The sequence below is a fragment of the Pararhodonellum marinum genome (assembly GCF_015354735.1).
Taxonomy (GTDB): domain Bacteria; phylum Bacteroidota; class Bacteroidia; order Cytophagales; family Cyclobacteriaceae; genus Pararhodonellum; species Pararhodonellum marinum.
The window spans coordinates 13,819-26,529 of sequence record NZ_JACEFJ010000011.1 but is presented as its reverse complement, the minus strand read 5'-3'; the positions used below and the strand labels follow the sequence as shown (position 1 = coordinate 26,529).

At 41.2% G+C, this 12,711-nt stretch carries 7 protein-coding genes; all 7 read left to right on the top strand.

Annotation, left to right across the window (positions count from 1 at the left end):
- Position 1 precedes the first annotated feature (1 nt).
- A complete protein-coding gene (locus H1A14_RS17565) occupies positions 2 to 1,924 on the top strand; it encodes an OmpA family protein (RefSeq protein ID WP_194777598.1) in 1,923 nt (640 codons plus the stop codon).
- A gap of 560 nt (positions 1,925 to 2,484) precedes the next feature.
- The gene (locus H1A14_RS17560) at positions 2,485 to 5,466 is read left to right on the top strand and encodes a SusC/RagA family TonB-linked outer membrane protein (protein ID WP_194777597.1); all 2,982 of its coding nucleotides are present in this window, start codon (positions 2,485 to 2,487) and stop codon (positions 5,464 to 5,466) included.
- Positions 5,467 to 5,479: 13 nt separating this feature from the next.
- Positions 5,480 to 6,937 (top strand): RagB/SusD family nutrient uptake outer membrane protein, encoded by a 1,458-nt coding sequence (locus H1A14_RS17555; protein WP_194777596.1) that lies wholly within the window; start codon positions 5,480 to 5,482, stop codon positions 6,935 to 6,937.
- A gap of 12 nt (positions 6,938 to 6,949) precedes the next feature.
- Positions 6,950 to 7,792, top strand: coding sequence for a Calx-beta domain-containing protein (locus H1A14_RS17550; protein WP_194777595.1), 843 nt, complete (start codon positions 6,950 to 6,952; stop codon positions 7,790 to 7,792).
- A gap of 161 nt (positions 7,793 to 7,953) precedes the next feature.
- Entirely contained in the window at positions 7,954 to 11,412 is a 3,459-nt protein-coding gene (locus H1A14_RS17545; RefSeq protein ID WP_194777594.1) for a S8 family serine peptidase, read from the top strand.
- Between the two features lies 1 nt (position 11,413).
- The gene (locus H1A14_RS17540) at positions 11,414 to 12,115 is read left to right on the top strand and encodes a hypothetical protein (protein ID WP_194777593.1); all 702 of its coding nucleotides are present in this window, start codon (positions 11,414 to 11,416) and stop codon (positions 12,113 to 12,115) included.
- A 126-nt stretch (positions 12,116 to 12,241) separates the two neighbouring features.
- Positions 12,242 to 12,661, top strand: coding sequence for a 6-pyruvoyl trahydropterin synthase family protein (locus H1A14_RS17535; protein WP_194777710.1), 420 nt, complete (start codon positions 12,242 to 12,244; stop codon positions 12,659 to 12,661).
- The last annotated feature ends 50 nt before the right edge of the window (positions 12,662 to 12,711 follow it).

Sequence of the window (12,711 nt, the reverse complement as noted above, 5' to 3'; positions counted from 1 at the left end):
AATGAAGCGAAGTATTCTGATCATTTGCCTGCTTCTCACCCAAATAACCGCATTCGCCCAGGAGTACGCCATCATTGATGGTCGGGCGATCAAGTTGTACAAAGAAGGTGAAGAACTCCTTTCTCAAAGAAGGACAGATGAAGCCATTGCCAAATTTAAAGCGGCAACTGACAGAAGTGTGGATTTTTTGGAAGCGTACTTAACCTGGGGTCAGGTGCTTTTGACGAAGGGGGATTTTGTTGGAGCACTTCAGGTAGCTGAAAGAGGGGTTAGCAGGATTCCTAGAGTCAATAAAAACCAAGAAGAGTATCAGTCTGATTTTGGATGGCTTCAGTTGAATATTTATTTAAAATCCGGAAAATTTGAAGAAGCCATCGCTGAGTTTAAGGTTTTAGATCCATTATTGGGCCCGACATTCAAGCAAAGCCCCTATTATGAGCAGGTTAAAAACCAGATAATTTTTATAGAAAAGTCCTTAGAGAATACATTGACCATAGATAAGCAGCGGCTACCCGAGCCATTGAACAATTTCAGGTTACAGTATTTTCCGGTTTTAACAGCAGATAGTCGAAAAATTCTGTTTACCAAAAGGGATGGCCTGAATAACTTTGATCATGAAGATATTTTTGTGGCTTACTTGGACGATGGTCAATGGTCCGTACCCGAGCCGATTTCCAGAACCATCAATACCCACTACAACGAGGGGACCTGTACCATTTCAGCAGACGGCAATATTTTGATTTTCACTTCCTGTGATGCACCTGATTCCTATGGAAGCTGCGACCTATATGTTGCTTACAAGGAAAACAACCAATGGCAAAGACCCATCAATATGGGTAAAAACGTCAATTCCCGATTTTGGGATTCGCAACCTTCGCTTTCGGCAGATGGCAGCATGTTGTTTTTCTCCAGCAACAGACGGGGAGGTTTCGGTGGCAATGATATTTGGTATACCCGTCGAATGGCGGACGGAAAGTGGTCGGAAGCCGAAAATCTAGGACCATCCGTTAACACCGCTAAGGATGAAGTATCACCTTTCATTTATTTCAATAATGAATTGCTGTTTTTTGCTTCAGACGGTCATATGGGTTTTGGAGGGATGGATATTTTTTATACCAAGGTGGAAAATGGATTTTTTGGAAAACCTGCGAACATGGGGTATCCCATCAATGATCACCGGGATCAATTGGCCTTATTCATCACAGCCCAGAGAGATTATGCTTATTATACAGAAAACACCTATCTCGCAGGCAAAGTGGACAGTTCTTTCATGTACCGTTTCCCATTTCCCCAAGAAATAGATTTGGGAAATAAGTTGGTGGTGACGGAAGGGAAGGTCTTGGATAAGAAAACAGGTCAGCCTATCAATGCAACGCTATCCTTGGTGAGTTTGGACAATGACAGTACCCTGTATCAATTCAAATCAGATGGCGAAAACGGAGAGTTTTTGATGTTGTACCCTGACGAAACCTTTTCAGGCCTGTATGTGGAAAAACAGGGATTTCTTCCCAGGATTTACAATGTAGAAGGGGATGGATTAAAAGATCAGAAAAATATGGAGATCTCTTTGGTTCCAATTGCGGCAGGAGAACTGTTTTTATTCGAAAACATCTTTTTTGATTTTGATAAGCATGATTTAAAGCCTGAATCCTTCAGTTCTCTGAGCAGACTGAATAAGTTTTTGAAAGAAAATCCCCAGGTCAGTATACAGATCGTAGGCCATACCGATAACGTAGGAAAAGAAGAGTACAACCAACAGCTCAGTTATTTGCGTGCCCAAAGCGTAAAAGAATTTTTATTGGGAGAGAAAATTGATTCGGTTCGGATCGAAGTCAAAGGTATGGGGGACAAACAACCGATTTTACCTAATGAAACCCCAGAAAACAGGGCCAAGAATCGAAGAATTGAAATTGTAATTCAATAGAAAATATTAAAAACCATTCAATTTCCGAATGATAGTTATATCTTTTTTTATTTTAAATTGTCTTTATTTTTGATTTTTTTTAAAAAACATCATTTTCAATCTTGGGATGTGATTTTATGAACTTCAAGATTGATTAAACTATTTTACTGGGAGTCAGTAACTTATGACAATAGTTTCAAAATCATTTATAACTTATTAATTATGCATTAAATGCAAATTTTTTGGTATAAAATGGTTTTTGTAAAATTTTTATACATTATAATACATTAAAATACTTATTAAAAATATTGGAAATGTATAATTTGGAATGAAATGATGTTTTTAAGGTTAAATAAAATTAAAATAAGAATAATATTTTGTTAACATGACATCAGATGATAAAAAATTACACCTAATTTTTTAAAAATAACTATATTAATAATAAAGTTTGGATTATTTTAGAATTACCTTATACCTATTTTATTAATTTAAATCGAACATTATATTAATTTTTTAAATGGTATTGGATTTTAAGAAGAGAATGGATAAAATTGGTAATCGTTAAACTAAAATAAATTAATATGAGGAAAGTTTTACTACTAGGAATTATGCTTCTTTTCGTAGGTGTTTCGGCATTTGCGCAGGGACGGGTAATTACCGGAAAGGTTATTTCATCGGAGGATGATATGCCTGTTCCGGGTGTTACGGTACTCGTAAGAGGAACCACCGTGGGCACTGCTACCGATATGGATGGAAATTATTCCATCAATGTCCCGGAGGGAAGCAATGTACTGAGTTTTACTTTTGTGGGACTTCGTTCCCAAGAGGTGAACATAGGCAACAGATCGACTGTCAATGTGACCATGGACTCAGATGTTCAGTCTTTGTCCGAATTTGTGATCACTTCTTACGGTGATCAGTCCAAGAGAGAGATTACTGGAGCCATTTCTTCTGTGAAAGGGGAGATTTTTCAGGATTTACCCATGCAGACGTTTGATAGAGCCATGCAGGGACGTATTGCCGGTGTACAAGTTACTTCCACAAGCGGCCAACCAGGCGGTACACTTAATGTCAGGATCAGAGGGGTTGGTTCTATCAATGCAGGCAATGATCCCTTGTACATTATTGATGGTGTGCAAGTACCCTCAGGTGGATTATCCACGCAAGGTTCCCAAAATGCATTAGGATCTGTCAATCCCAATGATATTGAATCTATTGAGGTGCTGAAAGATGCTGCTGCAGCCGCGATCTATGGTGCTCAAGCTGCCAATGGAGTGGTATTGGTGACTACAAAAAGAGGTACGAAGGGTGCTACCAAAGTTAGGCTATCCGTTCAGGAAGGTATCGTTCAACCTTTGAACCTGTATGATGTCATGGATTCCAGGGAATTGGCGGGCATCAAACGTGATGCTATTGTGAATGCCGGTGGAACAGCAGCTGGAGCAGCTGCTATCTTCGGAGACCCGAATGATCCCAACCTCTTCAACAATAGTTGGGTGGATGCTTTGTTTAGAGACGCTAGGCTTAGTGTCTATGATCTTTCTATTCAGGGCGGAGATGATAAAACCACCTTTTTCCTTTCTGGTTCTTACACCAACCAAGAAGGACAGGTGATCATGTCAGATTATCAAAGGGCTACAGCGAGGTTAAACCTTACACACAGGCCAAACAGGAAACTGACCATCAATGCCAACATATCCTTGGCTTATCAAAACACTTTTGGTTCAATTGATAGGGGTAACTTTGTAAACGGGCCTTTTGTGGCTGGATTTTCGGCAAGACCAAATGTCCCTATATTCACTGAGGATGGTGCCTTTGCTCCCTATCCTTCCGCTCATTTGTTTGGATACAATATTGTTCAAGGCGTCAATGAGGAATTGAGACGTGGAATTACTTTTCAATCCATCTCAAATATGCAGTTGAATTATCAATTTACTCCATGGTTAAGTTTTACAGCTTATGCGGGACTTGATTTTTCTGATAATAGGGATGAAAACCACAGACCTGCAACCATTCCGGCATTTTCATCTTATGGCGGATCTGCCTCTTACACGGACAGAAGAAATTTCAACTTCAATACCAACCAAAACTTCAATTTCAACAAGAAATTCGGAGATGTTCATAATGTCAGCGGTATTTTAGGTTTTGAATACAAAGGTACGACAAGCGAAACCAATAGTGCGACTGGCCGAGGGTTTCCAAACCCTACTTTAAGGTACCTGCAAAATGCTGCCGTTCCTTTTGCGGTGACAGGTTTCTTTACTGAATACAAAAGAGCTGGCTTTTTTGGCCAAGCCAAGTATGATTATGACGACCGATATACTGGAGAAGTTATTTTGAGAAGGGATGGACACTCCAGGTTTGGAGAACAAAATAGATGGGGAACATTTGGGGCAGTGTCTGTAGGATGGAGGTTGACTTCAGAGCAATTCCTTAATGATGTAACTTGGTTGGATAACCTGAGAATAAGGGCATCTTATGGTATTACAGGAAACTCGGAGATAGAGAACTTCGCATCAAGGTCTTTGGTAGGAGCTGGAGGTCAGTATCTAGGTCAAGGAGGATTAAGAGTGACCCAACTTGGTAATGACCTTTTGACTTGGGAAGAAGCAGAAACCTTCAACATTGGTCTGGATTGGACCTTATTTAATGGTCGGATCATAGGAACTGTTGATTTCTGGAGAAGGAACTCTAATGAACTGTTGTTTAATACAGCGCTACCTTTGGATGCTGGATTCGGGACCATTACCAGAAATGCTGGAAGTGTAAGGAATCAAGGGATCGATTTTGATATCCAAACAGTAAACGTTACCGCTGGGAAATTTCAATGGAGTTCCAATTTTAACATCACCTTTCTTCAAAATGAGCTAACATCCCTTTATGAAGGATTGGACCGTATTGGGAACACTTTGATTGTCGGTCGACCTGTTAGTTTCTGGTACATGGATGAGTTTTTGGGTGTGAACCCTGCCAATGGTCGTCAGATGTTTGCTGATGAAAATGGTGACTACACTTACATTGTAGGTGAATCCTCTGTAAGGTATATCGGGAGTGCTTTGCCAACTCATTATGGCGGATTTGCCAATACTTTTTCATACGGTCCATTGTCCCTTGAGGTGTTTTTCCAATACCAATATGGAAACCTTGCCTTCAATTCAGATTTGTACAATTTAGGAATTGCAGGTTCAGGACCGGATAACCAGTTAAGAAATCAGCTGGATTACTGGAAACAGCCTGGGGATATTACCAATACTCCAAGACCTTTTGAGGGTGCTCAAGCACCTGGTACTTCTACTATTCAAACTTTCTCAACGAGGTTGTTGAGTGATGGAAGTTACATCAGGCTCAAGCAAGTCACTTTGAATTACGGGTTACCAGCTGATTGGACCAGGAAAGTGGGTGTTCAGCAGGCCAACTTATTCGTACAGGGGCTTAATTTAGCCACCTTTACCAAATTCAATGGCATTGACCCTGAAGCCAGTTCCATTGCCGTCGGTAACTCTCTGTATGGCGTATACCCCAATGGACGTCAGATTTCCGCTGGTATTAACCTTAACTTCTAATCAAGAGCCAGATATGAAAAATATATTTAAGAGTTTAATTATACTAGGAGTTGTGCTTCTTGGATCCTGTTCCGACCTTTTGGATACAGAGCCAAGACAAAGTTTGACTCCCCAAGTGGTTTTTGCGGACATAGAGGGGTACGAATCATTTCTCTTTTCCATATATAACAGGGCTATCAGTTTCAATTACTATGGACAGCAGATGATGATTGCACCGGAAATAATGGCGGATAACCTTAGGATCATTGCCAATACAGGAAGATACATAGGCCAGGAAGCCAATGCGGATAGAGCCCATATTAATCTGTGGAATTTTTCCACTGTCAATAATTTTAGGGGCATGTATGCCGGTATCAATGATGCCAATATCTTATTGGCTTCGATTGATGATGTAGATGCCGATGTAGGAAGAAGAAACAGGGTCAAAGGGGAAGCCAGCTTCTTCAGGGCCATGTTTTATTTCGATTTTGCCCGGATTTATGGCTATGAACCTGGCCAAGAGGTTAATGGTTGGAACCTAAGCGCTGTTTTGCGAACCAATCCTACCTTGGGCCTATCAGATGCGGATTTTAGAGCAAGAGCAACCAATCTGGAAGTGTATCAGACGATTGAATCAGATTTGTTGACTGCTATCGAGTTATTGCCTACTGCGGCTTTGGCCACTCCCAATGTGTACAGGATTTCAAGAGGCGCAGCCCAGGCTTTGCTGGCTAGAGTATACCTCTATTGGGGTAGATTTGACCAAGCGGAAACTTTGGCAACTGCCGCAATGACTTCTGCAGGCATTACAGATGCAGGTGCAGGACTTATGGATGAAGAAGATTATGTTGCCGGATTTTCAGTATTTCCAAACCCAGAGTCTGTATTTGAGCTTGAGATTCGGGCGGTGGATTGGTCTGGTGTGGATGGTGTGAACAATTCCATCAGCTCTTTGACCACCAATGTCCTCAGTAGTGCTCAGTTCATCTTAACCGTTTCTGATGAATTGTTGGATTCGTATGAAGAAGGCGATGTGAGAAGAGACATTTGGACTGAAACCACAAGAACTGGATCATCTGAAGTCGTTTACAGGTGTAACAAATGGCTAGGTGCTAAGGGAGATTTCTTGGAAAATCTGCCAATAATCAGAGCATCTGAATTGTTTTTGATCAGAGCAGAAGCACGATACAGAAATGGAAACTTAGCTGGATCTAGAGCAGACATCAATGCCTTGAGAGCAAAAAGAGGATTGGAAAATGTAGATGGTGGATTGGCAGGAAATGCTTTGTTCAATCAGATCCTTCAAGAAAGACGGGTGGAGTTCGTATTGGAAGGGCACCGTTTCTTTGATTTGAAAAGAAATGGATTGGACATCACCAAGCACGGGAATTTCGAGGATGTTCCTTACTCAGATTACAGGATTCTGGCCCCTTTGCCTCAGCCTGAATTGCAATTGAACGAGCTGTTGGAAAACAATCCAGGTTACAATTAAAATTTGAAAGCTATGAAATTTAAAAATTTATATACCGCAATGGTGGTTATGATGGCCTCTCTGGTCACCACCGCCTGTTTTGATGAACCGGGGTTTGAAATTCTTTGGGATGGTTTGGAAGTGGAAATTCACGATGCCAACTTGCCCAATGGAGTTACCCGCAATTTTATCAGGAGTTCTCCTGAGCAAGTTGATGTAACCGAAATCCAAGTCAATGTGGTCGGAGCTGCTCAGTCTTCTCCGATTACAGTGAATTTTGAAGCAGACCCCACTTCAACGGCGATCGCTGGAGTGCATTATGAGTTTGTCACCACGACCCTTACTTTTCAGCCTGGAGAGCTTGTTCAACAGCTGCCTATTAGGATATTGGTCGGTAATATTGATCCTGATGAGGAACCTGATTTGGTATTGAATTTAACTACTGCTACAGGTGCAAAGGTTAGTGCTAACTACGCTTCCTTGCGGATTGGTATCAGGGTGATCTGTCCTTCTGAATTGGCTGGGGCTTATAGTGTATTTTGGACCCGACTCCAAACAGGTGATGGAAGTGGTGGTGCTGCCAATGTTTTACAAAATGTCAATCTTGGCAGTATCGTGAATATCACAGAAATTGGTTTAGCAACTTTCCGTATGGATGACATGTCATTTGGACTTTATCCTGATGGTTATGGTGATGCAGCTCCGGCAGGGAATTTCTCAGATGCCTGTGGAGAACTTCAAGGAGACCCTTCCAATGTAGACCAATATTCTGACCCCTTTACCATTGTTGGAACTGTCGGTGAAGAGGGTGAACTGAATTTTGTCTGGTCCAATACTTGGGGAGATGGGGGTACAGTGATACTTACCAGAGAATAAATCAACAATTTGATTTTCGAAAAGGGGGGAGAAATCCCTCCTTTTGTTTTTTTTTATCCTTATTATTCTACGAAAACTTAAGTGGTCAAAAAGAATTTCTTGGGTAATTGAAACAATCTATTTATTTTGAGAGTACATAATTTGATACATAGCTTAATTGAATGAAAACAATTTTTACTACCCTGGTAATTTTCTTGCTCCAATTGACGGTGGTCTTTGCTCAGGCAACGGACTCATCCGAAAAGGAGTTGGAGAAAGCAAGACAACAGACCTTTGAAAGGCTAAAACGTAATTTTTCTAAATTTCAATTGAGTGAATCCGAGCGGTTTAGGATTGAAGGGGAAAATAAATTTGCTTTGGAAATAAGTCTCCAAGACGGTTTCAAATCAAAACTGCAATACCTCGATGAATCGGGTTCACCGGTTTATTATACCACTTTCAATACCAATTCTGCCGTTACTACCGGTACAAATGCGCTCCAGCCCGGAGGAAGCTTGGGTGTAAACTTAACAGGTAATGGCTTTACAGTGGGGATTTTTGACCAAACCAGACCCAAACCGGACCACCCGGAGTTTCAATCCAGACTCACCCAGATCGACGGATCTACAGAAACCTTAAGTACCCATGCCACCCATGTATCTGGTACCATCATGGCGGCAGGTCTCAATGCCAACGCAAGGGGTATGGCTTATGAGTCTACTGGTTGGGCTTTCAATTGGGAAAGTGATATTTCCAAAATGGCCATGAATGCCTATGATCCAGTCAGTAAAAGAGATGGTATGGTCGTTTCCAACCATTCTTATGGAATAGTGATAGGCTGGTTCAGGAATGCCAGTAACCAATGGCAATGGGCAGGAAACACCAGCATCAGTACAAATGAAGATTATAGGTTTGGATTCTATTCAGCCAAGAGCCAAGCCATAGATGATCTTGCATTTTCAAGACCCTATTACACGGTTGTGTGGGCGGCCGGAAATGATCGTAATGACAGGGGGGATGGGACAAGAGATCCCGACGGTCCTTCAGATACCATAGGTCCTGAGGGTACTGCCAAGAACAACATTACAGTTGGGGCAGTTTCTGCTATTTCCAATTATACCGGTCCAAATTCGGTGCAGATGAGTGATTTTTCGTCTTGGGGACCTGTCGATGATGGACGGATCAAGCCAGATTTGGTCGCTGTTGGAGTCAATGTTTTCAGCTCTTCAATTAATAATGGGCAGAACAGTTATTCGTCACAGAGCGGGACTTCCATGGCTGCGCCGAATGTTACTGGATCTTTATTGCTATTGCAAGAGCTGTATTCAACCAGAAATTCCGGAAATTTCATGCTTTCATCTACCCTCAAAGCCCTTGCGATCCATACCGCTAGAGAAGCGGGACAGGCAGCAGGTCCCGATTACATATATGGTTGGGGTCTTTTGAACGCTGAAGAAGCAGGTAGAATGATTTTGGAAGAAAACGGTACCTCCAAGATCATTCGAGAGGTGATTTTGACTCAGGGACAGACTTATGAATTTCAGTTTACCTCAAACGGTATAGATCCCATAAAAACTACTATTGCCTGGACAGATCCTTCAGGAAACCCCCCATCCCCTCAATTGAATCCAACTACCAGAATGCTGGTGAATGACTTGGATTTAAGGATTTTTGATGATACAGGTAGAGAGTTTTTTCCATGGACCCTGGACCCTAGCCAAGCCGCCAATGCTACCGCTAGAAACAATGCAGACAATAATAGGGACAATGTAGAGCAGGTAGTGATCAGTAGCCCGCAACCCAGAAGATATACCGTCAGGGTAAGACACAAAGGCAATTTGACCAATAATTTGCAGCAATTTTCATTGATTTTTTCTGCGGGTGTTTCGGATGGTGAAGATGAAACCCTCTATTGGATAGGCGGAGCAAATGGCAATTGGAATACCCAGACCAATTGGTCCTTGAGTGCAGGTGGAGCTTCTGCCAACAAAGTACCTGGAGACAAAACCAGGGTGGTATTTGAACCCTATGGAGGACAAAGTAATTTCAATGTCGGATTTACTGGTAATGCCCAAGCATTTAGCCTGAATTTGTTTGGGAATTCAAATGTAGAATTTGATCTGAATGAGAGGGAAATTCGGATTGATGGTGGTTTTAGGGCAAGCAACCTGATCACTGTTGTGAAAAATGGTACGTTGAATTTCACTTCTACAGCTAGCCGAGAAAATGTACTGGGTTTTGGCAACACTGTTTTTGATGATGTACGCATTGGGATCATTCAAGGAACATGGAGAATCATCTCTGCGGAGAGTTTGGATGTTTTGGATTTAAATGGATCTAAAGTAAACATCGCAGTCCAAGAATTAAATCTTACTTCACTACTGACCAGGAATGCGGCAGAATTCTCAGGCACCATTAATACCATCAATTTTAAGAAAGATGTCAACATCGGATCTGGAACGGTGACGCCTTCCTTGCTGGATTATGTCTTTTCAGGCAGTTCTGGAACCTTTGTCAAGCAAACCAATACGACTGTCGGGACATTGGTTGCCAACGGGGGAAATTTGTCACTTAATGCCAACGGAACCCTACAGACAATTGAGGCTTTGCAAGGCAAACTTTTATTGAACCGAAACCTGACTACTGTAGGTGAATTGATTCTTGCCCGTGGTACAGATTTAGACTTAAGTGCAAACAATAAATTGGTGGTCACTGAAAGCATAGCACAATCAGGAAGCGGTACTGTGAGATCTTTGATTTCTGCAACCGGCAAAGGTGAAATTGAACATGATGTGTATGCGAAGTATTGTTTTGAAAATATTGACGTTAGCAATGTTGACTTGATTGGTGATGCCATTATCAACCTAGGATCAACCTCTGTTCTGACCAATGCTGAAAACTGGTTTAATACTGCTTGTAATCAAGTGCTGTTCGCCAATTTTGAATATAAATTCAATTGTGTTGGTGCTATTGTTGAATTCAATAATTTAAGTGAAGGGGACGTTGATCAATACTTGTGGACTTTTGGTGATTTGGGAAGCTCGACGGCCCGAAATGCCACTTTCACATTTGATGCGCCTGGAGAATATCCTGTAAGCTTACGTATATCAAATGAGGAAGGAGAAATCACTTATCAACAGACAGTAACCATTGTCCCTAATGATCTACCGAATACCACAATTGTGGTGAATGGGAATGTATTGACGTCCCAAGCTCCAGGTTCTTCTTACCAATGGTATCTGAATGGTCAAATCATTCCGGGTGCTACGGCCCGAAGTCATACTGCCACCAATGATGGACTTTATCAAGTAGCCATAATTTCAGGTAGCTGCAATAGGGTCTCTGAACCGGTGGTTATTTCCTCCATTCCCAATGACGAACCAGCTTTGAACCGTCTAGGCATATTTGTTGGTCCAAATCCCACCACGGACCGGTTGACCGTCACCATCGCCAATGATCAAATGGGAGAAGTTGAACTTTCTGTTTTTTCAGTCTCCGGAAGATTGGCTGAACAGGTAACCATAAACAAAAATGCCTACGAAATTGAATACAATTTTCATTTAAATGGATCAAAAGGCATGTATATCATGTTAATAAAAACAAATAGTCTCATTTTGCACAAAAAAATAATCAAGAAATAATATGAATAAATTAATCATTGTAGGCTTATTTTTTTTCATCGCATCTGCGAACGCCCAAATCACCAATTTACAAATGAATGGTGTTCCATTAAGAACTTCCGGCTACGAAGGTGTTGAAGGTTCCCCTTATTTGTTTGACGATTGGGGAAAAGCAGAGGTAGTCACCAAAAATGGAGGGATAAAAGACAATGTGTCTTACAAATTAAATATCCATGAAAATGAATTGGTAGTAATCAATGAAAGTGGAAATCAAATAATTCTGGATAAAAATTATGTAGACCACTTTATTGTGGAAAGACCTGCAGAAGAAATCTCCTTGGGAGTAGGGCTAATGAGCAAACTGGTCTTCAAAAACGGTTTTGAAAATATCCGAGGGGTAACTGAAAAAGACTTTATCAACGTTTTGGTGGAGGATGAGCCCTATTCGCTTATCAGGAAGTTTTACAGTGATTTGGTTACTCCACCCAAAAACAGTTATGCACCCTCTCAAGGAAGAATGTTTGTATTTGAACAGACTTTTTATCTTATCAATTCGAATGGAGAGGCGAATTCGGTTCGGAACAGGACCAACAGCTTTATCAGTGGATTGGCTAAAGAAGATAAAAACCTGGCAAAATCAATTGTCAAAGAAGGAAAGCTCGATTTAAGCCGGGAAGATCATATGGTGATCTTTGTCCAAAAGTTAAATCAAGCCAAACAGTAGGGATTTGATCCAAAAAAGCCCCAATCATATCAATGATTGGGGCTTTTCCTTTTAAGATGAATTAGTGGTTAGCTACTTGATTTCAAGACTTTTTCCTTAGATTTGCACCTCAATTGGATAGGAGTGATGATACACGTTTGTAGAAAAGAACATTTCAACGCAGCCCATAAGCTATGGAATCCCAAATGGAGTGAGGAGAAAAACAAAGAAGTTTTCGGACCCTGCGCCAATGTCAACTGGCATGGGCACAATTTTGAATTGATTGTTACCGTCAAGGGATTGCCTGATGAGGACACTGGTTTTGTGGTGGATCTAAAAGCACTCAGTACCCTGATCAGAAAACTGGTGATCGATAAAGTAGACCACAAAAACCTGAATGTAGATGTGGATTTTATGGAAGGAAAAATGGCTAGCTGTGAAAATCTGGTCATGGAATTCTGGAAAATATTGGAACCCGCCGTTAAGGATATCACGCCGAACGGCGGCTTGTACAAGTTGACCTTGTATGAAACAGAGAGGAATTTTGTTGAGTATTATGGGGATTGAAGGTTTTTGTAAAATTGTGAATGGTAAGGTGGAAGGTAAAAGGTTAGAGG